The following is a 22,076-nucleotide window of genomic DNA, read 5'->3' on the forward strand; positions in this document are numbered from 1 at the left end:
AGATGCCGGGCACGACCCGGCTGGCTACTGCTGCCCTCCTGGGCAGACGAGTCGATCATGCCGCTATTTTATCGGCGCTGGCTGGGACTCCGCTGGGGGTGGGCCGAAGGCACCTGATCGTCCGGTTGACTCGCCACCGCCCGAACTTCACGCCGGCCCGCCACCCGGTTCACGTTCGGCCAGCTCGTCCGCGTCGAGCAGACTCCGGTCCATCCGGCCGGACCGGTACGCGGCGCGACCGATCATCTGTGCGGCAACCGGTGCGGTGGCCAACTGGAAGACCGCCACCAGCAGGATCATGCCGATGTCCGTGGGGGACCGCAGCCGCAGCGCGATACCGAGCAGCAGCAGGAGCACCCCGAGGACCTGCGGCTTGGTGGCCGCGTGCATCCGGGACAGCACGTCGGGAAAGCGCAGCACGCCGATCGCGGCGGCCAGGCCGAGCAGCGCGCCGGCCACCAGGCAACCGGCGCCGAGCCAGTCCGCGATGGTCCCGATCACGACGGCTCCCGGACGGCGAAACGGACCAGCGACACCGTGCCGACGAAGCCGAGCAGGGAGAGCACCACCAGCACGGGCAGCGTGGTGGCGTGCCGGTTGACCGCCGCCTCGGCGCCCACCGCGGCGACCATCGTGGCGAGCAGCATGTCCGCGGCGATCACCCGGTCCAGCAGTGACGGCCCCCGGTAGAGCCGGGTCAGGGCGAGCAGCGCGGTCACCGACAGCAGGGCGGTGAGGACAGCGGCCAGGAACGTGGTCACGGTGGTGTTCCCCTCTCGGCGGGATCGGGTTGGACGCGGCGCAGCTCGGCGGCGGAGCCCACCGCGCGGACGACCCGCCGTTCGACGTCGAGGGTGCGGACGCGGGCGAGGGTCAGATCCGCCGGCCCGCGGGTGTCCAGCACGTGCAGGTAGAGCGTCCCGGACTCCCGGTCGATCTCCAGGATCAGCGTGCCGGGCACCAGCGAGACCGCCTCGGCGGTGAGTGCCAGGTTCAGGTCGGTGGGCACCCGTAGCCGCACCGCGATGATCGCCCCGCGTGGCCGGCAGCCGGGCTGTACGGCGATCCGGGCGACGTGCAGGCTCGCGGTGACCAGCTCGACGGCGAAGCTGCCGGCGAACACCAGCAGCGCCCAGGGGCGCAGCCGGCCGCCGAAGGTGACCGCCGGCAACGGGAAGAACACCAGCACCGCACCGCCCACCAGCAGGCCGCCGACCAGGTTCGCCCAGTTGATCTCGCCCCAGAGCAGGTTCCAGACCACCACCAGCCAGCCGAGTGCCAGCGCCTGGTCCCGCCAGCGCCCGAACCGGCGGCGCGGGGGCGGCTCGGCGACCGCCGGAGCCGTGCCACGCGACCCGGTCACGGTGGGCCACCCGGCAGCACGGCCCGCACGTACGGCGTACGCGAGAGCAGGTCGGCGGCCGCGTCGGCGGTGACGTTGAAGATCGGGCCGGCCAGCACGGTCAGCGCCACCCCGAACGCGACCAGGCCCACGGTGGCACCGACCATCAGCGCGGGCAGCCGGACGGCCGGCTCGGCGGTGGCCAGCCGGGGCGACCGCCAGAAGGCGATGTTCCACACCCGCGACGCCACGTAGAGGGTGAGCAGGCTGGTCAGCGCGCCGGCCGCGACGAGCGCCCAGGGCAGCGGACCGCCGGCCGCCGCGCCGGCCTGGAGCAGGCCGAGCTTGCCGAGGAACCCGGAGAACGGCGGCACCCCGGCGAGGTTCATCGCCGGGACGAAGAACAGCACGCCGAGCAGCGGCGCCACCCGGGCCAGCCCGCCGAGGCGTCGCAGGTCGGTGCTGCCGGCCCGCTCCTCGACCAGCCCGGCGACCAGGAACAGCGTGGTCTGGATGGTGATGTGGTGCACCACGTAGAAGATCGCGCCGGAAAGCCCGGCGGCGGTGCTCAGCGCCACCCCGAAGATCATGTAACCGATGTGGCTGACCAGGGTGAACGAGAAGAGCCGCTTCATGTCCGACTGGGCCACCGCACCGAGGATGCCGACGATCATGGTCAGCCCGGCGACGACCATGAGCAGCCCGTCCACCCGGCCGCCCGGGAAGAGCAGCGTCTCCGTACGGATGATCGCGTAGACGCCCACCTTCGTGAGCAACCCCGCGAACACCGCCGTGACCGGGGCCGGCGCGGTCGGGTAGCTGTCCGGCAGCCAGGCCGACAGCGGGAAGACCGCCGCCTTGATCGCGAAGGCGAGCAGCAGCATCAGCTCCAGGGTCAGCCGTACGCCGTCCGGCAGGTCGTCGAGGCGCTGGGCGAGCTGGGCCAGGTTGAGCGTGCCGGTGGCCGCGTACACCAGACCCACCGCGGCCAGGAAGATCATCGAGGACAGGATGCTGACCACCACGTACGTCGAGCCGGTCCGGATCCGGGTCTCGGTGCCGCCCAGGGTGATCAGCACGAAGCTGGCCGCCAGCAGGATCTCGAAGCCGACGAAGAGGTTGAACAGGTCACCGGCGAGGAACGCGTTGGTGACGCCGGCGGTGAGCACCAGGTACGTCGGGTGGAAGATGACCACCGGCGTCGTCTCGCCGGTCTCGCTGCGGCCCTGACCGATCGAGTACAGCAGCACGCAGAGGGTGACCGCCGAGGAGACCACCAGCATCAGCGCGGCGAGCTGGTCGGCGATCAGGACGATGCCGACCGGCGCCGGCCAGGCACCGACCGCCAGCACCACCGGCCCGTGCCGGTACGCCTGCACCAGCAGCAGCACCGCCACGGCGAGGGTGCTGCCGAGGCAGAGCACGCTGACCGCACGCTGGAGCCGGGGCCGGGTGGCCAGCAGCAGGGTCAGTGCCGCGCCGAGCAGCGGCACCACCACCGGCAGCGGCAGCAGCCGGCTCATCGCGTCGCCCGCGACGACCCGCTCATCACGCCTCCTCCCCGCGCCGCAACCGACGCCGGGCGGGCTCGGGGTCGACCTGCTCCGGATCGCCGTTCGGGCCCTCTCCGCCGACGTCGACGGCGTCCACCTCGTTGCGCACCGCCTGGCGGACGATCTGCCGGTCCTCCGGGTCGTCGGGCACCTCGTCGTCGCCGGTGAGATACCAGCTGCGGTACGCCACGGCCAGCAGGAACGCGGTGAACCCGAAGGTGATGACGATGGCGGTCAGCACCATGGCCTGCGACAGCGGATCACTCATCCGGTCCACCGGGCCGGTGCCGACGATCGGCGCCCCACCCGACCGGCCGCCCAGCAGGATCAGCAGGTTGACCCCGTTGCCGAGCAGGATCACGCCGAGCAGGATCCGGGTCAGGCTGCGTTCCAGCAGCAGGACCACCCCGCAGCCGACCAGCACCGCGACGGCGAGCACCAGCACCAGAGTCGGCCCCGCGCCGCCGCTGGTCACGGTTCCACCTCTGTTCGCGACTGCGGGGCTCGCAGAACCGGCTCACTCCTCGCGCTCACGGCCGGTCCCCCTTGTCGACGGCGAGTCCGCCGATGGCGGTGCCGCTCGCCTCGATGTGCCGGTCCACCTCGGCTCCCAGACTGCGCAGGATGTCCAGCACCAGCCCGATCACGACCAGGTAGACGCCGATGTCGAAGAAGAGCGAGGTGACCAGGTGGGCGTCGCCGACCAGGGGTAGGGACCGGTCGAGCTTGGCGCTCTCCAGCACCGAGCCGCCGAGCAGCAGCGCCACCACGCCGGTGCCCACCGACACGGCCAGCCCGGCGCCGAGGATCGGACCGGCGCCGACCGGAGCCGCCTCGGTCAGCTCGTACCGGCCGCCGGCCAGGTAGCGGACCACCAGGGCGAGACCCGCCACCAGCCCGCCGGCGAAGCCGCCGCCCGGCGCGTTGTGCCCGGCGAAGAGCAGGAACAGCGAGAACAGCACCACGGTGTGGAAGATGAGCCGGATGACCACCTCCAGCACGATCGAGCGGCGTTCCTCGTAGAGGGTCGGCCCGCCGCGCAGCCAGACCGGCCGGTCCGTGCGGTTGACCCGGCTGTCCGACTCCGGTCGGCGCGGCCGCGGGCCGGTCCGGGAGCGCTCGAAGATCAGACTGGCCACCCCGGTCGCGGCCACCACCAGCACCGACAGCTCCCCCATGGTGTCCCACGCCCGGATGTCGACCAGGGTCACGTTGACCACGTTGCGGCCGTACCCCTGGGCCACCGACAGGTCCGGAAAGGCGGTGGAGATGTCCGGTGCCCGGCGGGCGCCGGCCGCGACGAGGGCGAGCCCGGCGGCCACCACGCCCACCGCCACCCCGATCGCCCGGCGGGCCCACCGGCTGCGCCGCAGCGGGCGGGCCGAGAACCGGTCCGGCAGGCGGCGCAGCACCAGCACGAAGACCGCGATGGTCGCGGTCTCCACCAGGAACTGCGTGAGCGCGAGGTCGGGCGCTCCGTGCAGCACGAACAGCATGGCGGTGCCGTAGCCGGTCATCCCCACCAGCAGCATCGCCGTCAACCGGCGGCGGGCGCCGACCGCCAGGACCGCCGCCACCGCGATCACCACCACGACCACCGGTTGCAGCGGGGTGTCCCACAGCGGAATCCGGGCCCGCCACGGGCCGGCGGCGAGCATCGCCCCACCGGGCAGCAGCACCAGCGTGACCAGGATGATGCCCAGATACTGCGGCAGGGCGCCACGCTGGGTCGCACCGGTCACCTCGATGGCCAGCCGGTCGAACCGGCCCACGATCCACTCGTACCCCTGGTTGCCGGTGACCGGTGAGCGGAGCCGGGCCAGCGCCGGGGCGAGCGGCCCGCGCAGAGCGAAGAGCAGGCCGCCGCCGGCGAGCGCCAGCACGGACAGGCCGAGCGCCGGGGTCGGCCCGGACCAGAGCGCCAGGTGCGCGTGGACCCCGCCGAGCAGTTCGGCGTACGGGCGCAGCAGGCCCTCCAGCTGGCCGGCGGCCGGGCCGGCGAGCAACCCGACACCGGCCAGCACGGCCGGGGGGATCAGCAGCGACCGGGCGATCCGACCCGCCTGGACCGGCTCCACGCCCGGCCGGTCGGCGAACGCGCCCCAGAGGAAGCGGAGGCTGTACGCGACGGTAAGCACCGTCCCGGCAACCAGACCGGCGAGGACCACCGGCCGGTCGGTGAACGCGGCGAACACGGCCTCCTTGGCCACGAACCCGACCAGCGGCGGCACGCCGGCCATCGACGCCGCGGCCAGCACCGCGACCACGAACAGCGGCCGGGACCAGTGCCTCAGCCCGGACAGCTCGCGCAGGTCGCGGGTGCCGGCGCCGTGGTCGATGACGCCGACGACCAGGAACAGCGCCGCCTTGAACAGCGCGTGCGCCAGCAGCATCGCGGTGCCGGCCAGGGCCGCGTCCGGGGTGCCCGAGCCGGTCACCGTGACCAGCAGACCGAGCTGGCTGACCGTTCCGTACGCCAGCAGCATCTTCAGGTCGGTCTGCCGCAGCGCGGCCCAGCCCCCGAGCAGCATGGTGGCCACGCCGGCGACCTGCACCACGGGCCGCCACGGGCCGACCGTGGCGAGCGCCGGCGCGAGCAGCCCGACCAGGTAGACGCCGGCCTTGACCATGGCGGCGGCGTGCAGGTACGCGCTGACCGGGGTGGGTGCGGCCATCGCGACCGGCAGCCAGGAGCTGAACGGCAGCACCGCCGACTTGGACAGGGCGCCGGCCAGGATGAGCAGCACCGCGGTGATCAGGTACCCGCCGCCGGGCAGCGGCCGCGCCGAGATCTCCGACCAGCGGTAGCTGCCGGCGTGCTCGCCCAGCATGATGAACCCGACCAGCATGGCCAGCCCGCCCAGCGTGGTGACGGTCAGCGCCTGCGCGGCCGCCCACCGGCTGGAGCGCCTCTCGGTGCTGTGCCCGATCAGCAGGTAGGAGAAGATTGTGGTCAGCTCCCAGCCGACGTAGAGCAGCAGCAGGTCGTCGGCGAGGACCAGCACGAGCATCGCGCCGGCGAAGGCGACCAGGACCGCGGCCAACCGTGCCAGCCCGGTCGAGTCGTGGGCGAAGTAGCGGGCGCTGTAGACCAGCACGAGTGCGCCGACGCCTCCGATCAGCAGGGTCATCAGCCAGGACAGCGTGGTGAGCCGCAGGGCGATGTCGAGGCCCAGCTGCCCGATCCACGGGTACGTCTCGACCACCGCCCCGCCGTGGCCGACGGCCGGGGTGCGGACGACCGCCCAGCAGAACGCGGCGGCCGGGGCCAGCGCCAGCGGGTAGCACGCGCGCGGCCCCCACCGCCGGACGAGCAGCGGCGCGGAGAGTGCCGCCACGACGTGGAGGATGAGCAGTACCAGCACCCGCGCTCCCGATCGAGGTGGCCGACGCCCGTACAGCGGTGGCGCCTAGCAGCGATCAGACGCCAGTTCGTCGCGCGCCGGGCCGTTTTGCCGGAATTCGGCCACCGGGGGGCGTCGGTCGGTCGAGACGCCGGCGGCGGGCCAGGTGCGGGCCGTCAGCGCAGCAGGGCGTCCCCGACGGGCACCGCGTCGTCGCCGGCGGGGCGACCCCGGGCCAGCTCGGCGAGCAGGTCGACGCGACCGAGCTGACGCGCGACCTTGTCGACCACCCGTTCCGCGGCGGCCAGCGACCGCACCGAGAGCAGCCGGCCACGGCTCTCGCGACGCAGCACGAAGTAGTGGACGGCGACGCGGACCTGACCCCGGTCGGCGGCACTGGCCTGGGCGGTCGAGACGACCAGTTCGCGGAGGCAGCGGGCGAGGCGTTCGGCGAGCTCCAGCTCGGGGCCGTGCAGGCCGCCGCGGAGTGTGGCGAGATGACTGTCGACCTTGCGGATCAGCACATCGGTGCCGGGTTCGACGTTGCGCTGCTCGCCGGTCATCCGACCCCTCCACCCCGGTTCGCGTTGCGAGTGAAGTTACTTTATGTTGCTCCTCACAAGCAAGCAGTTAAGTGAGACTTAACGCATTAAGCGCGCATCCGGTTCATTTCCCTTTCACTCGGACACATTCCGTCGTGGGTCGTTCGTGGTTGTCGTACCAGCGGGGCACGATGGACCGGTGACCGGCGCGGACGCAGACACCGGCGCGGTGCTCGCCGGGTTCGGCCCGGCCACCCGCGCCTGGTTCGACGCGGCCTTCGCCGCTCCCACGCCCGCCCAGGTCGGCGCGTGGCGATCGGTCGCCGCCGGCCGCAACGCCCTCGTGGTCGCGCCCACCGGCTCCGGCAAGACGCTCGCCGCCTTCCTCTGGTCACTGGACCGGCTGGCCCGTGAGCCGGCCCCGGCCGAGGCCCGACAGCGGTGCCGGGTGCTCTACGTCAGCCCACTCAAGGCGCTCGCCGTCGACGTGGAGCGCAACCTGCGTGCCCCGTTGGCCGGCATCCGGCAGGCCGCGACGCGGCTCGGCGTCGCCCCGCCCGACATCACCGTCGGGATGCGCACCGGCGACACCCCGGCCGACGAACGACGAGCCTTCGCCCGCACCCCACCCGACATCCTCATCACCACGCCCGAGTCGCTGTTCCTGCTGCTCACCTCCGCCGCCCGGGATTCCCTGCGCGGCGTCGAGACGGTGATCGTCGACGAGGTGCACGCGGTGGCCGGCAGCAAACGCGGCGCCCACCTCGCCCTCTCGCTGGAACGTCTCGACGAGCTGCTACCCGCCCCGGCGCAGCGGATCGGCCTCTCCGCCACCGTCCGGCCGATCGACGCCTGCGCCCGCTTCCTCGGCGGCGCCCGGCCGGTCGACGTCGTGCAGCCGGCCACGCCCAAGACCATCGAGGTCAGCGTGCAGGTCCCCGTGGAGGACATGACGCGCCTGGACGAGCAGGAGCAGCCGCCGGAGGACGACCTCGGGGGTCCCGGGCCGCGTCGCGCCTCGATCTGGCCGGCCGTGGAGGAGAGGGTCTTCTCGCTGATCGGGGCGCACCGCTCCACCATCGTCTTCACCAACTCCCGGCGCAGCGCCGAACGGCTCTGCGCCCGGCTCAACGAGCTGGCCGCCGAGGAGGTGGCCGCCGCCCAGGCCACGGCGCCGGACGGCCGGGCGGTGGGCGTACCGGACGGGTGGTCGCCGGCCGACGACCCGGCGGCCGACGCGCAGCGGTGGGGTGGCCCGGCCGGGCCGGTCCGCAACCGGCCACCGGCCGAGGTGATGGCGCAGTCCGGTGCGGCCGCCGGCGCGACGCCGGTCATCGCCCGCGCGCACCACGGCAGCGTCTCCCGTGAGGAGCGCAAGCACATCGAAGAGGCGCTCAAGTCCGGCCAGCTCCCGGCGGTGGTGGCGACCTCCAGCCTGGAGCTGGGCATCGACATGGGCGCCGTCGACCTGGTCGTGCAGATCGAGGCCCCGCCGAGCGTGGCCGCCGGCCTGCAACGGGTCGGCCGGGCCGGGCACCAGGTGGGCGCCGTCTCCCGTGGGGTGGTCTTCCCCAAGCACCGCGGCGACCTGCTCTCCTGCGCGGTCGTCGCCGAGCGGATGACCGACGGCGCGATCGAGGAGCTGCACTACCCGCGCAACCCGCTGGACGTGCTGGCCCAGCAGATCGTGGCGATGGTGGCGCTGGAGCCGTGGCGCGTCGGCGACCTGGCCGTGCTGGTCCGCCGGGCCGCACCCTTCGCCGAGCTGCCCGACTCCGCGCTGCACGCCGTCCTCGACATGCTCTCCGGCCGCTACCCCTCCACCGCCTTCGCCGAGCTGCGCCCCCGGCTGGTCTGGGACCGGGCGACCGACGTCCTCACCGGCCGCCCCGGCGCGCAGCGGCTCGCGGTCACCAGCGGCGGCACCATCCCCGACCGGGGCCTGTTCGGCGTCTTCCTGGCCGGCGCCGAACGCGCCGCCCGCGTCGGCGAGCTGGACGAGGAGATGGTCTACGAGTCGCGGGTCGGCGACGTCTTCCTCCTCGGCTCCTCCTCCTGGCGGATCGAGGAGATCACCCCCGACCGGGTGCTGGTCTCGCCGGCCCCCGGGCAGGCGGCCCGCATGCCGTTCTGGAAGGGCGACCAGCTGGGCCGGCCCGTCGAGCTGGGCCGCGCCATCGGCGCGCGGGTGCGCACGCTGCTGCGACAGACCGACGAGGCGGCGCTGGCCGCGTTGCGCGCCGGCGGGCTGGACGACTGGGCCGCCGCCAACCTGATGGCGTACCTGCGCGAGCAGCGGGAGGCCACCCGCTCGCTGCCCGACGACCGGACGATCGTGGTCGAACGGTTCCGCGACGAGCTGGGCGACTGGCGGCTGGCCGTGCACAGCGTCCTCGGCGCGCGGGTCAACGGGCCGTGGGCCCTCGCCGTGGGCCGCCGGCTGGCCGAGCGCTACGGGGTGGACGCCCAGGTGATGCCCTCCGACGACGGCATCGTGATCCGGCTGCCCGACACCGCCGACGAGCCACCCGGCGCCGACGTGGTGGTCTTCGAGCCCGACGAGATCGCCCAGCTCGTGGAGGAGTCGGTCGGCACCTCCGCGCTCTTCGCCGCCCGGTTCCGCGAGTGCGCCGCCCGGTCGCTGCTGCTGCCCCGCCGCGACCCGCGCCGCCGCCAGCCGCTCTGGCAGCAGCGGCAACGCGCCGCGCAGCTGCTCGACGTCGCCCGCGAGTACGCCGACTTCCCGGTCACCCTGGAGGCCGCCCGGGAGTGCCTCCAGGACGTCTTCGACCAACCGGCGCTGGCCGGTCTGATGCGCGACCTGGCCGCCCGCAAGGTCCGCCTGGTCGAGGTGGAGACCAGCGCCCCGTCCCCGTTCGCCCGGTCGCTGCTCTTCGGCTACGTCGGGGCGTTCCTCTACGAGGGCGACGCGCCGCTGGCCGAACGGCGCGCCGCGGCGCTCGCCCTGGACTCGACCCTGCTCGGCGAGCTGCTCGGCCGGGTCGACCTGCGCGAGTTGCTCGACCCGACGGTGCTCGCCGAGACCGAACGGCAACTGCGCTGGCTGACCGAGCAGCGCCGCCCGCGCGACGCCGAGGACGTGGTCGAGCTGCTGCGGGTGCTCGGCGACCTGAGCGCCGCCGAGCTGGCCGAGCGGGGCGCTCCGGAAACCTGGCTGACCGAGCTGGAGGCCGCCCGCCGGGTGCTGCGGGTCCGGATCGCCGGCGAGCAGCGCTGGGTGGGCGTCGAGGACGCGGCCCGGCTGCGCGACGCGCTCGGCGTGGCACTGCCGGTCGGGGTGGCCGAGGCGTACCTCGCCCCGGTGGCGGACCCGCTCGGCGACCTGGTGGCCCGCTACGCCCGCACCCACGGGCCGTTCGCGGCGGCGAGTTGCGCGGCCCGCTTCGGGCTCGGTGTGTTCGTGGTGGAGCAGGCGCTGCGCCGCCTCGGCGCCACGGGTCGGGTCGTCTCCGGGGAGTTCACCCCGGATTCGGCCGGCGCCCAGTGGTGCGACGCGGAGGTGCTGCGTCTGCTGCGTCGCCGCTCGCTCGCGGCGCTGCGCCGGGAGATCGAGCCGGTGCCACCCCGGGCGCTGGCCACGTTCCTGCCCCGCTGGCAGCAGGTGGGCTCGTCCGCCCGGGGCGTGGAGGCGCTGGCCGCGACGGTGGAGCAGTTGCAGGGCGCGGCGGTGCCGGCGTCCGCCCTGGAGCGGTTGGTGCTGCCCGGCCGGGTCGCCGACTACTCCCCCGCCCAGCTCGACGAGCTGTGCGCCAGCGGGGAGGTGGTCTGGGCCGGGTCGGGGGCGATCTCCGGCGGCGACGGCTGGGTCACCCTGGCGTACGCGGACTCCGCCCCGCTGCTGCTTCCGCCACCCGACGAGGCGCTGACCCGGACCCCGCTACACGAGGCGGTCCTCGACGCGCTCGGCGACGGGCAGGCGCTCTTCTTCCGTCCGCTGGCCGACCGGGTCGGCGCGACCGACGACGCCGCGCTGACCGCCGTGATCTGGGACCTGGTCTGGGCCGGTCACCTCACCAACGACACCCTCGCCCCACTGCGCGCGGTGCTCGGCGCCGGTGGTGCGCACCGCTCCCGGCCGTCCGCGCCGCGTACCCGCTACCGGCGGCCCGGCCGGGTGGCATTGCCCACCCGGGGCGGTCCGCCGACGGTCGCCGGCCGCTGGTCCCGGCTGCCGGAGCGGGACCTCGACCCGACCCGACGCGCCGCCGCCCTCGCCGACGTGCTCCTGGAGCGGCACGGGGTGGTCACCCGCGGCGCGGTCATGGCCGAGCAGGTGGTCGGCGGGTTCGCGGCGGTCTACCCGGTGCTGTCGGCGCTGGAGGAGCGCGGCGCGGCCCGCCGGGGCTACTTCGTGGAGGGGTTGGGCGCGGCGCAGTTCGCGGTGCCCGGCGCGGTCGACCGGCTGCGCGCGCTGGCCGAGCCGGCCGACGGCGGCCGGGGTCGCGGCGGGCCGGCCACGGTGCTCGCGGCCACCGACCCGGCCAACCCGTACGGCGCGGCGCTGCCGTGGCCGGAACGGGTGGTCGACTCCGGCGACGGGGCCGTCCCGGCGACCGGGCACCGGGCCGGCCGCAAGGCGGGCGCCCTGGTGGTGCAGGTCGGCGGCGATCTGGTGCTCTATGTGGAGCGCGGCGGCCGGACGCTGCTCTCGTTCACCGACGACGCCGACACCCTCGCCGCGGCCGGTAAGGCGCTCGCCGACGCCGTCCACTCCGGAGCGTTGGGCGCGATGTCGGTCGAGCGCGCCGACGGCGAGGCGGTGCACTCCTCGACGTTGCGCGACGCGTTGACCGCCGCCGGCTTCCGGGCCACGCCCCGCGGCCTGCGCCTGCGCGGCTGATCCGCCCGGGTCGGGTCAGCGGAGGTTGGCGAGAACCTTCTCGTAGCGGGGACGGTCGGCGGCCGGCGTCCGCGCCTCCAGGTAGTTGAGCACCACCGCGCCGTGCTGGTAGGACTGGCCGCTCCACGTCTGCGCGATGTCAGCGGCGCTGGTCTCGTCGGGAAACACGTACACCGTGACGGCGTCGGTGGCGATCAGCTCAGAGCAGCCCAGGCCGAGCCCGTCCGGTCCACAGTCGATCGAGCGGTCCTTCGGGTGGGTGGCCTTCAGGCCGGCGGCGACGAACGCGTCGACCACCTGCCTGGCACCGGGCGCCCCAGCTGGGCGCTGGGGCAGCACCACCGGCGGCGGGCTGACCTGCCGGCGCTCGGTCGACCCCTGCGGGGCGGGGGGCGGCGGGGCCGGCGGAGCCGACGAGGGCGCGACACCGCCTGCGCTGGGCGCGGCCGGCGAGGGCATCGGCGGGGTCGGCAGACCGCTGGCCGCCGTAGCGGAGAGGGACGATGCCGACGAGGCGTCCGGCCGGTCGGCGTCGTCACCGCCGCAGCCGGCGGTGAGAGCGACGGCGACCAGAAGTACCCCGACGGCCGGCAGGCTCCGATGTGTCACCAGGGCAGTCTGCCCAACGGTGCCCGGAGGCGGGAGTGGCCGGTCGGCCACTGCGCCTGTCCCATATCCGCCAGCAACCTGACCACCCGGTGAGGCCGGTACGCTCCGGGCCGGCGGAGCGGGGTTCGGGATCCCGCTGCACGACGAGCTGGTCCTGGAGCTGCGCACGGGCGGCTGAGGGTTAGCCTGCGGACATGTCCGTGACGCCCTGGATCTCGCTGACCACCGACTACGGCCTCGTCGACGGATTCGTGGCCGCCTGTCATGGCGTGATCGCCCGGATCGCGCCGGCCGCCCGGGTCATCGACGTGACCCACCAGGTGCCACCGGCGGACGTTCGACGGGGCGCCGCGGTGCTGGCGCAGACGGTGCCGTACCTGCCGGTGGGGGTGCACGTGGCGGTGGTGGACCCGGGTGTGGGCACCGCCCGGCGGGGTGTCGCGCTGGCCACCCCGGGCGGGCTGCTGGTCGGCCCGGACAACGGGCTGCTGCCGGACGCAGCCGACGCGCTGGGCGGGGTGACCGCCGCGGTCGAGCTGACCGAGCCCCGCTGGCTGGCCACGCGGGTGTCCGCGACCTTCCACGGCCGGGATGTCTTCGCCCCGGTGGCGGCCCGGCTGGCGCTCGGGGCGCCGCTGACCGAGGCGGGCCCGCCGGTCGACCCGGCCGGGTTGGTCCGCCTGCCACCGCCGGTGGTGGCCCGGGACGGCGAGGGCTTTACCGCCGAGGTGCTGACCGTGGATGGTTTCGGCAACGTCCAGCTGGCCGCTCCGGCCGAGCTGCTCGACCCGCTTCCGGCGGCGGTCCGGGTGTCCCCGCCGGCACCGGCGCCGGCTCGCTCGGCGGTGCGGGGACGCACCTTCGGCGACGCCCCGGCCGGCTCCCTGGTGGTGTACGTCGACTCGGCCGCTCTGGTCGCGGTGGCGGTCAACGGTGGGCGGGCGGCGGACCTCCTCGGGGTGGCCCCGGGCGACCTCCTGCGGGTCGCCGGCTGATATTCGACTGTGGAATGCTTCCCCGGTGGGTGAACACGTGGTTCCCGTGGGTTGTCCCTGCTGCGCCTCCCGGACCGGCGGCGGGACGTGCCCAGTCTGCTTCTGGACCGACGACGGTCAGACCGACGCGGACGCCGACGCCGTCCGGGGTGGCCCCAACGGCGACCTGAGCCTGTCGCACGCGCGGCTCAACTACGCCGTCTACGGCGCCAGCCACCCGCGTTACCAGGACATGGTGCGCCCCGCCCGCCCCGACGAACGCCCCTGAAGGCGCCCGTCGGGGGGTCCGGGGTCAGCAGACGGGCACCGCACCTCCGTAGACGGCGGAGATGTACGCGTGGCTGACGTACTGCCCGCTGGCCAGGCGGTTCCACCGGGTGGTGGTGCGGTAGGGGCCGGCGACCGACTGGCCGGTGACGTAGCACTGGATCGGCACGTTGGCGAACCGGGCGGCCAGGCCACGGATCGGGGACGACGTGCTGGCGCCGCTGCGGATGTTGAGCGGCCCGTCGCCGACCACACCGCGCGGCCCGCCGCCGGTCCACAGGTAGGCCACGTCCACCCAGGCGTTGGTGGTCAGCTGCAGTCCGTCCCAGAAGGTGCCGTCGGCCAGGTCGATGCCGGCGGGGTTGAGCACGGTCCGGCCGAACTGGTCGCGCCCGCCGTTGTAGCCGGACTGGTACGCGGCCTGCGCCTCGGGCCGGCCCTGCGGCAGGTTCTTCCAGTTCTCCCGCACGGCTGACGGGTTCCAGTAGTCGTCCCGGGTGTTCCACGGGCCGACGTCCCAGACGGGGGCGTACTCGCAGCGGGAGCCGGTGGTGGTGCAGACCCGCACGCTGTAGTCGCCGCTGTTGAGCGGCGCGAGGCCGCGGCGCGACGGCAGCGCCACGAAGTGGTCGCGCGGCTGCACGGTGCGGCCGTTGGCGGTCACCTCGCCGACCAGGCCGATCCGGGTGGCGTACACCCGGTAGGTGCGGCCCGGTGTGGCGGCGGAGACGGCGGCGGTCGCGTCCGCCGTGAGCTGGACGCCCCGTAACGTCGCGGTGGCGCCACCGGCGGGTGCGGTCAGCACCACCCGGGTCTGCACGCGGCTGACCGGCCGGTCGAAGACGGCACCGGCGGTGGCTGCGCGCCACTCGGTCCAGCCGTTGACCCGCCAGCCGCGGACCTGCGCCTCGACGGTGGCACCGGCGGGGACCTGGGCGGTGATCTCGGCACGGACCCGGGTGGCCGGTCGGGTGAGGGTGCGCGGAGCGGTCAGCAGCATCCCCTCGGCGACCGCGCTGTGCGGGCTGCGAGCGCTGCGCACGGTGGGTCGGGCCTCGCGCAGCCGAAGGCCGGCGGCGGTACGCCGGACGTTGACGTCGTCCCGGTCGACGACGGACAGGTCGGCGCTCCAGCGTTCGGCGGCTGGTGCGGCGGTGAGGGTGACAGGGTGGCCGGCGGTGGCCGGCGGAACGGCGGTGGTGGCGGGTACGAGCGCGACGGTGAGCCCGAGGGTGAGAGTGGCGACGAGGGCGAAGGATCGGGTACGACAACGCGGTCGCGTCATGGGCATTCTCCTCAGAACCCCCTGACCCTCGCATGTCGGGAGATCATGAGGAACTGGTGTACAAATAGCGACACATGCGAATCCTGCTCTGAAGAGGGAGAATGGCCGGGTGCCCGAAGGCGACACTGTCTGGAACACCGCGCGCGTGCTACACCGCGCGCTGGCCGGCGCACGCCTCACCGCCAGCGACTTCCGGGTGCCGCAACTGGCGACCACCGACCTCGCCGGATGGACCGTGCGCGAGTCCGCCAGCCGGGGCAAGCACCTGCTGCTCCGCCTCACCGCCCCCAATGCGAGTTCGGCACCGCGCGGAGCCGCGGGGACGGACGGCGTCCACTGGACGTTGCACTCGCACCTGCGGATGGACGGCGCCTGGCGTGCGTACGCACCGGGGGAACGCTGGAGTGGCCGGCCGGCGCACCTGATCCGGGTGGTGCTGCGCAGCCCCGGCGCGGTCGCGGTCGGCTACCACCTGCACGATCTGGCCCTGGTGCCGACCGCCGAGGAGGACGGCCTGGTCGGTCACCTCGGCCCCGACCTGCTCGGCCCGGACTGGGACCCGGCCGAGGCGGTCCGCCGGCTCGGCACCCACCCGGACCAGACCATCGGCGAGGCGCTGCTCGACCAGCGCAACCTGGCCGGGGTGGGCAACCTCTACAAGTGCGAGGTGCTCTTCCTGCGGGGCGTGTCGCCGTGGGCGCCGGTGGGCGCGGTGACCGACCTGCCCGGCATGGTGAGCCTCGCGCAGCGACTGCTCGCCGCCAACCGTGGTCGCTGGACGCAGAGCACCACCGGTTCCCTGCACCGCGGGCAGACCAGCTACGTGTACGGCCGCCGCGCCCAGCCCTGCCGCCGCTGCGGCACCGCCATCCGGAAGCAGGAGCTGGGCGAACGGGTCACCTACTGGTGCCCGGTGTGCCAGCCGGAGCGTCCGGACGCCCCGGCGCCCACCTGACCACCCTCTCGTCGATCGAGGTCATCCCAGATACGGACGATTGGGTAATTCCTAACCGGCCGTCGGAGTCGCATGCTGCGGTTGAGTGCTCACCGATCGTCAGCAGAGTGCGGGCCCGGTCGGTCGCCACGTCGGGGTGGCGACCCTCGTGCCCCGACCCCGGGGAGAGCCATGGCGATGTTCCGCAGACTCCGCTCCACCTTCTTCGAGCGGACCACCCGCGACAGCACCAGCCGTGCCAACGGGCGGGCGGCGTCCGTGCCCGCCGCGCGGGCCGCCGAGGAGGCCGCCCCGACGGCCAGCCTGGACCCGGCCGTCCTGCCCCGCGGCTTCGGCCCGGTGCCGAACTTCGCGCACAGCCCCCGCCCCGCCCGGGACCCGGACGGGCGTGTGGTGCCCGGCACCGGGCTGCGGAAGTTCGTCGACGCGCTGCCGATCCCCGGCCAGCCGGACCGCACCGACCTCGGCGGGTACCTGCCCGTGGCGGTGCCGGACACGATCAGCTACCCGGGCTGCGACTACTACGAGATCGGTCTGCAGGAGTACGCCCAGCGGCTGCACCGGGACCTGCCGGCGACCCGCCTGCGCGGCTACCGCCAGCTCAACCTGGGCACCGACGCGTCGGGCCACAACACGGTGGCGCCTCCGGAGCGGCCCTGGCACCTCGGCCCGATGATCCTCGCCCGCCGCGGCCGACCGGTCCGGGTGAAGTTCATCAACCAGCTCCCCACCGGTCGGGCCGGCGAGCTGTTCCTGCCGGTCGACGACACCGTCCCGGGGGCCGGCACCGGCCCGCTGGACGGTCCCGCGCCGTACCCGCAGAACCGGGCGGTGCTGCACCTGGCCGGGGCGCAGACCGGATGGACCAGCGCCGGCAACCCGGGGCAGTGGATCACCCCAGCCGGGGAGATCACCCCGTACCCGACGGGGCCCGGCCTGACCCACGTGCCGGACATGCCGCCACCCGGCGCCGGCGCCACCACGCTCTACTACCCCAACGACCAGAGCGGGCGGCTGCTGTGGTTCCACGACAACACCCTCGGGCTGGCCCGGCTCACGGTCTACGGCGGGCAGCTCGCGCTCTACCTGCTCACCGACCCGGCGGAGGACCAGCTCGTCACGGACGGGGTGCTGCCGGCCGACCAACTGCCGCTGGTGATCGAGGACAAGACGTTCGTGCCGGACGACACCCAGCTCGCCGCCGAGGACCCGACCTGGGACCGGGAACGCTGGGGCGCACGGGGCAGCCTCTGGCATCCGCACGTCTACCAGCCCCGACAGAACCCGTACCGGTCCGGCGGGCGCAACCCCACCGGCCGGTGGGACTACGGCCCCTGGTCACGCGACTCGGCCCCGGACGGCACCCGTACCGACGGCTGGCCCGCGGTGGACGGCTGGCCGACGGTGGACGGCGTCACCGGCGGACCGCCGGCGAGCGGACCCGGCCCGGTACCGAACCCGCACCACGACCCGGTCGGCGCGCCGGACGAACCGCCGCTCGGCCCCGGGGTGCCGCACCCGTCCGCGGTGCCCGAGGCCTACGGCGACACTCCGCTGGTCAACGGCGCCGCCTACCCGTACCTGGAGGTGCGGCCGCGCGCGTACCGGTTCCGGATCCTCAACGCCTGCCTGGACCGCAGCCTCAACCTTCAGCTCTACCGCGCCTGCTCCGACGCCCCGATGTGGACCGACGACGGCGCTCTCGCCGACGCCGACGCCGGGGAGGTGCCGATGGTGCCTGCCGTCCGGGCGGCGGACCGGCCCGCGGGCTGGCCGACCGACGGGCGGGACGGCGGCGTGCCCGACCCACGCGCCGCCGGACCGGACCTCATCCAGATCGGCAACGAGGCCGGGTTGCTGCCCGCCCCGGTGGTGCTGCCGAACCAGCCGATCGGCTACCGCTACGACCGCCTCGACCCCACCGTACTGAACGTCGACGGGCACACCCTGCTGCTCGCCCCGGGTGAACGGGCCGACGTGCTGGTGGACTTCTCCGCCGTGCCGCCGGGTAGCACGCTGATCCTGTACAACGACGCCCCGGCCCCACTGCCCGGCTTCGACCTCCGCTACGACCAGCACACCGACGCTCCGGACCGGACCGCCGAGGGCGGCCCGCCCCCCACCGAGCCGGGGTACGGCCCGAACACCCGCACCCTGCTCCAGTTCCGGGTGACCGGAACGCCCGCACCGCCGTACGACCTGGCCCGGCTGCGCGACCGGCTGCCCCTGGCGTACGCGGCCAGCCAGCGCCCGCCGATCGTGCCGCAGCCGGCGTACGACCCGGCGTTCGGCACCCGGACCGCGCGGGAGACGGCCGTGCCGGTGCACGCCGGCACGGTGACCTTCACCCCGGCGGGCGGCGCCGGCCCGGTCACCCTGCCGATCGCGGTCAAGGCGGCGCAGCAGGTCTTCGAACCCGACCACGGCCGGCTGGCAGGCCGGCTCGGCGTCGGGCATCCGCACGCCGGGCCGCTCGGGCCGGCGACTCTGCCGCTCGGGCCGACCGACCCGGTCACCGAGGTTCTCTTCGCCGCCGACCCGGCCGTGCCGGTCGGTGCGCCGGCCGACGGGACCCAACTGTGGCGGATCATCGGCAACGTCCGGCAGACCGAGCCGCTGCGCTTCGGCGGCTGCGACGTGCAGCTGGTCAACCGGGTCGGCTGGGACGGCACGCTGCGGCCACCGCACGGCGCGGAGCTGGGCTGGAAGGAGATCGTCCGGGTCAACCCCCGGGAGGACGTGGTGGTGGCGCTGCGCCCGGTCGCACCGACGCTGCCGTTCAAGCTGGGCGACAGCGTCCGGTTGCTCGACCCGGGCCGCCCGGCCGGGGCACGAACCGGGTCGACGCCGATCAGCCCGACCGACGGACGACCCGCGGTGGTGGTGAACCAGCTGGTCAACCTGGGCTGGGAGTACCGCCTGCACAGCCAGCTCGCCGGTCACCGCGACCTGGGGATGAACCGGCCGTTGGTGCTGCGGGTGGCGCCGAAGGCACCGACCGGGCTGACCGCCACGCCCGCGCCCGGCTCGGCCACCGCGCTGCCCGCGATCGCGCTGGCCTGGACCGGTAACGGCGGCCGACCGCCGGCGACCAGTCACCTGTTGCAGCGGGCCACCGACGCGACCTTCGGCGGCGACGTCACCACCATCACCGTCGCGGCTGCCGCCACCCGGTACACCGATGCGACCGTCACCCCCGGGGTCACCTACCACTACCGGATCCGGGCGGAGAACGCCGTCAGCTACTCCTCCTGGTCCAACAGTGTGCCCGCCTCCGTGCACCTGGCCGCCCCGGGCGGGCTGATCGCGGCGATTCCGCCGGCCGCGCCGCTACGGGTGGCCCTGCGCTGGACGAACCGTTCCTTCGCCACCGGCATCGACGTGCAGCGGGCCACCAACCCGACGTTCACCAGCGGCCCGGGCACCACCGCCATCGGGGTCGGCGACAACCACCTGGACGTCGCGGTCGCCCCGGACACCACGTACTACTACCGGGTCCGGACCACCTACCTGGGTGCCGCCTCGGCCTGGTCGACGGTGGCCGCGGTGAGCACCCCACCCGCGCCGGCCACCCCGAGCGGGGTGAGCGCCACCGCCACCGCACCGGCACCGGACACCGCGACGGTGATCCTGGGCTGGGCGGCGAGCACGCCCGCCGGCCCGGGGTCGGGGTTCATCGTGCAGCGGGCGCTCGACCCGGCGTTCGGCCGGGAGGTGGCGACCTTCACGGTGACCGGGCGCGGCTTCACCAACACCGGGCTGGCCCGGGGCGTGACCTACCACTACCGGATCCGGTCGTTCAACGTCGTGGGCAGCTCCCCGTACACCGGCCCCATCCCGGTCACCACCCCACCGTGACCGGCCGGGGTGCGCGGCGCCGGCGGGTTGCGCTCAGCGGGTGGGTGCGCGCAGCGGGGTGCCGACGGCGCGCAGCTCGGCCAGCGCCGAGGCCACCCCGTGCAGGAGGTCGGTGGCCTCGGTGAGCCGGGCGGCGGCCGGGTCGGCGGTATCCGGTCGGGCGTCCTCGGCCAGGTAACCGGCCGCGGCGACCACGAGCCGTTCGTAGGCCGCGACCCCGCTCTCCAGTTGGGCGGTCAGCGTGCCGTGCGCCTCGGCCAGTGGCGCCCGGGCGTCGGTGGGGGCCAGCCGCAGTGCCCGTTCGACGCTGGCCACCCGGGCGGCCAGGTCGCGCAGCGACCGGTCGGCAGCAGCCGCCTCCAGCACCGCCGGTTCGGCCAGCCCGGTGAGCCGGGGTGCCATCCCGGCCAGGGTGAGCGCGGCCCGGTCCAGGCGGGCCCACTGCTGCCCGGCGCTGGTGCCGCGCAGCGCGATCCGGCTGCGGACCCGGCGCACCTCCGCCAGCACTCCCGGACCGACCGGCAGGCGCTCGACGGCGGCGACCAGGCGTGCCCGCGACCGGGCCGCCGCCTCGGCCGGGTCCAAAACCGGGGGCGCCGGGCGGGCGGCCAGCGCGCGCAGGTCGATCCAACGCCAGGCGGCCAGCGCCACCGCGCTGCCCGCGGCGCCGGCCCAGGCCGCGTCCGGCAGACCGAGGCCGGCGTACGGGGTCAGCACCGCCGCCGCCCCGCCGAGCCCACCGGCCAGCACGCTCCACCGCCGGGCGGACCGGCGTAGCCGACCCAGCTGGCGGAAGTATCGCGTCCGCTCGTCTGCCACCCTGACCTCCTCGGACCGGTCGTTCAGCTGGCGGCGGTCGGGTCGCCGGTGCCCCGTTCGCGGGCCATGCTGGCCCGGAGCTCGTCCAGGCGGGCGGCGGCGGCCGGGTCGCTGGCCGGGCTGGCCGAGCCGGTGGAGCCCGCCGTACCCGCCTGCGGCACGGCCGGTCGCTGCGCCGCACCGCCGAGCTGCTCCCCGGCCATGCTCGACCGGATCTGCTCCAGGCGGGCGGACCCGGCCGAGTCGATGGTCGCCTTCTGGATCTCCATCATCCGGCCCTCGACCGAGTTGCCGGCCAGCTCCGCACGGCCCATGGCGTTGGCGTACCGCCGCTCGATGCGGTCGCGCACCTCGTCCAGGGAGGGGGTGGTGCCCGGCGCGGTCAGCGACGACATCGACTCCAGCGAGCGGGCCACCGTCTCCTGCATCTTGGCCTGCTCCAGCTGGCTGAGCAGCTTGGTGCGCTCGGCGAGCTTCTGCTGGAGGATCATCGAATTGTTCTCGACCGCACGGCGGGCCTGCGCGGCGGCGCCCAGCGCCTGGTCATGCAGGGTCTTCAGGTCCTCGGTGGCCTGCTCGGCGGAGACCAACTGGGTCGCCAGGGTCTGCGCGGACTGCTCGAACCGCGTGGCCTCGGCCTCGTCACCCTTCGCCCGGGCCTGGTCGGCCAGCACGAGGGCCTGCCGGGCGTTGCCCTGCAGCCGCTCGACCTCGGTCATCTGCCGGGACAGCTTCATCTCCAGCTGACGCTGGTTGCCGATCACCGCGGCAGCCTGCTGGACCAACGCCTGGTGCTGGCGCTGGGCATCCTCGATGGCCTGCTGGATCTGCACCTTCGGGTCGGCGTGCTCGTCGATCTTGGCACCGAAGAGCGCCATCAGGTAGTTCCAGCCCTTGACGAACGGGTTCGCCATCTCCGCGGTATCCCCTCAGTAGCGTCGCTCCGCCGCGGTCGGGTCGAACGGACCGACCGCGACCCGGCCGGTTTCCATCGTCCCAGCCGAACGCCAACGCGGCATCCGTACCGGGCGGTCGACAGCACCGGCAGCTCCTGCGGGCAACCCTACGCGGCTCGGGCCACCTCGCCCATGCTCCGCACGAAGGCCGGCCTCAGGCCGCGCAGACCACGTCCCGGTCGCGCTCGGTGGGGCGGACCCGCGTGCTGCGCAGCGTGGCCTTGAGTGGCGACTCCTGACGGACCGAGACCGCGACCTTGCCGTCGGAGGTGACCTGGCGTACGCCCCGGTTGGTGCTCCTGCGCACCGCGGTCGCCGACCCGACGGGGGCCTTCTCGGCCTGCTCGTCCTGCATGGGGACGAGCACCTCGGGCATCTGCTCGGCCAGCGCGACGGTGTCGCTCACCTCGCGCAGCAGCTCGGACAGGCGGGCGCCGAGCGCGTCGCAGATCGCGGCGAGCAGCTCGCTGGACGGCTCCTTGTGCCCCCGCTCGATCTCGGAGAGGTAGCCGAGGCTGACGTTGGCGGCGGTGGACACCTCGCGCAGCGTGCGCTGCTGCCCCTGCCGGCGCGCCCGCAGTGCGTCACCGATCACCCGGCGTAGCAGGACCATCGCACCTCCCCCTGAGGGATACCTCTCACCCGGTGGCCGGGGAACCGGTCGCGGCGGACCGCGTCGGCCCCGGGCTC

The 22,076-nt window shown here is 74.7% G+C and carries 17 protein-coding genes; 5 read left to right on the plus strand and 12 right to left on the minus strand.

Going from position 1 to position 22,076, the window contains the following annotated elements; genetic code table 11:
- Positions 1–147 precede the first annotated feature (147 nt).
- The 7 genes from mnhG to M8C17_RS12560 all read right to left on the minus strand — a co-directional run bounded on the left by mnhG (position 148) and on the right by M8C17_RS12560 (position 6,802).
- Positions 148–498 (minus strand): monovalent cation/H(+) antiporter subunit G, encoded by a 351-nt coding sequence (gene mnhG / locus M8C17_RS12530; RefSeq protein WP_252416783.1) that lies wholly within the window; start codon positions 496–498, stop codon positions 148–150.
- On the minus strand, positions 498–761 hold the full coding sequence (locus M8C17_RS12535; protein WP_252416603.1) for a monovalent cation/H+ antiporter complex subunit F: 264 nt from the start codon (positions 759–761) through the stop codon (positions 498–500). Before M8C17_RS12535 ends, mnhG begins: the two co-directional genes overlap by 1 nt.
- A complete protein-coding gene (locus tag M8C17_RS12540; RefSeq protein ID WP_252416604.1) occupies positions 758–1,363 on the minus strand; it encodes a Na+/H+ antiporter subunit E in 606 nt (201 codons plus the stop codon). Before M8C17_RS12540 ends, M8C17_RS12535 begins: the two co-directional genes overlap by 4 nt.
- The gene (locus tag M8C17_RS12545) at positions 1,360–2,865 is read right to left on the minus strand and encodes a Na+/H+ antiporter subunit D (protein WP_252416605.1); all 1,506 of its coding nucleotides are present in this window, start codon (positions 2,863–2,865) and stop codon (positions 1,360–1,362) included. The genes M8C17_RS12540 and M8C17_RS12545 overlap by 4 nt, the downstream gene beginning before the upstream one ends.
- A 25-nt stretch (positions 2,866–2,890) precedes the next feature.
- A complete protein-coding gene (locus M8C17_RS12550; protein ID WP_252416606.1) occupies positions 2,891–3,370 on the minus strand; it encodes a Na(+)/H(+) antiporter subunit C in 480 nt (159 codons plus the stop codon).
- Between the two features lie 55 nt (positions 3,371–3,425).
- Entirely contained in the window at positions 3,426–6,260 is a 2,835-nt protein-coding gene (locus M8C17_RS12555) for a Na+/H+ antiporter subunit A (protein WP_252416607.1), read from the minus strand.
- 155 nt (positions 6,261–6,415) lie between these two features.
- Positions 6,416–6,802, minus strand: a complete 387-nt coding sequence (locus M8C17_RS12560) for a hypothetical protein (RefSeq protein ID WP_252416608.1) — start codon at positions 6,800–6,802, stop codon at positions 6,416–6,418.
- Positions 6,803–6,980: 178 nt separating this feature from the next.
- Between M8C17_RS12560 and M8C17_RS12565 the strand changes: the two genes are divergently transcribed.
- Complete coding sequence (locus tag M8C17_RS12565; RefSeq protein WP_252416609.1) at positions 6,981–11,642, plus strand: ATP-dependent helicase; 4,662 nt, start codon at positions 6,981–6,983, stop codon at positions 11,640–11,642.
- Positions 11,643–11,657: 15 nt separating this feature from the next.
- Here M8C17_RS12565 and M8C17_RS12570 read toward each other — a convergent pair whose 3' ends face one another.
- A complete protein-coding gene (locus M8C17_RS12570) occupies positions 11,658–12,251 on the minus strand; it encodes a hypothetical protein (protein WP_252416610.1) in 594 nt (197 codons plus the stop codon).
- 194 nt (positions 12,252–12,445) lie between these two features.
- Here M8C17_RS12570 and M8C17_RS12575 point away from each other — a divergent pair, with 194 nt between their 5' ends.
- Positions 12,446–13,246, plus strand: a complete 801-nt coding sequence (locus tag M8C17_RS12575) for an S-adenosyl-l-methionine hydroxide adenosyltransferase family protein (protein WP_252416611.1) — start codon at positions 12,446–12,448, stop codon at positions 13,244–13,246.
- Between the two features lie 25 nt (positions 13,247–13,271).
- Positions 13,272–13,514: a CPCC family cysteine-rich protein gene (locus tag M8C17_RS12580; RefSeq protein ID WP_225854764.1), complete on the plus strand. Its 243-nt coding sequence runs from the start codon at positions 13,272–13,274 to the stop codon at positions 13,512–13,514.
- A 24-nt stretch (positions 13,515–13,538) separates the two neighbouring features.
- Here M8C17_RS12580 and M8C17_RS12585 read toward each other — a convergent pair whose 3' ends face one another.
- A complete protein-coding gene (locus M8C17_RS12585) occupies positions 13,539–14,798 on the minus strand; it encodes a hypothetical protein (RefSeq protein WP_252416612.1) in 1,260 nt (419 codons plus the stop codon).
- 109 nt (positions 14,799–14,907) lie between these two features.
- On the opposite strand from M8C17_RS12585, the gene M8C17_RS12590 reads away from it, so the two are divergent.
- Both M8C17_RS12590 and M8C17_RS12595 read left to right on the plus strand, forming a co-directional pair.
- Positions 14,908–15,753 (plus strand): DNA-formamidopyrimidine glycosylase family protein, encoded by an 846-nt coding sequence (locus M8C17_RS12590; RefSeq protein ID WP_252416613.1) that lies wholly within the window; start codon positions 14,908–14,910, stop codon positions 15,751–15,753.
- 171 nt (positions 15,754–15,924) lie between these two features.
- Positions 15,925–19,611 carry a hypothetical protein gene (locus M8C17_RS12595; protein WP_252416614.1) on the plus strand — a complete coding sequence of 1,229 codons (3,687 nt, stop codon included), beginning with the start codon at positions 15,925–15,927 and terminating at the stop codon, positions 19,609–19,611.
- Between the two features lie 33 nt (positions 19,612–19,644).
- Here M8C17_RS12595 and M8C17_RS12600 read toward each other — a convergent pair whose 3' ends face one another.
- From M8C17_RS12600 to M8C17_RS12610, 3 genes are all read right to left on the minus strand, one after another.
- A complete protein-coding gene (locus M8C17_RS12600; protein WP_252416615.1) occupies positions 19,645–20,430 on the minus strand; it encodes a hypothetical protein in 786 nt (261 codons plus the stop codon).
- 23 nt (positions 20,431–20,453) lie between these two features.
- Positions 20,454–21,344 (minus strand): PspA/IM30 family protein, encoded by an 891-nt coding sequence (locus M8C17_RS12605; RefSeq protein ID WP_252416616.1) that lies wholly within the window; start codon positions 21,342–21,344, stop codon positions 20,454–20,456.
- A gap of 196 nt (positions 21,345–21,540) precedes the next feature.
- On the minus strand, positions 21,541–21,999 hold the full coding sequence (locus M8C17_RS12610; protein ID WP_252416617.1) for a helix-turn-helix domain-containing protein: 459 nt from the start codon (positions 21,997–21,999) through the stop codon (positions 21,541–21,543).
- Positions 22,000–22,076 lie beyond the last annotated feature (77 nt).

This window comes from Micromonospora sp. RHAY321 (assembly GCF_023896955.1).
Taxonomy (GTDB): Bacteria; Actinomycetota; Actinomycetes; order Mycobacteriales; family Micromonosporaceae; genus Micromonospora.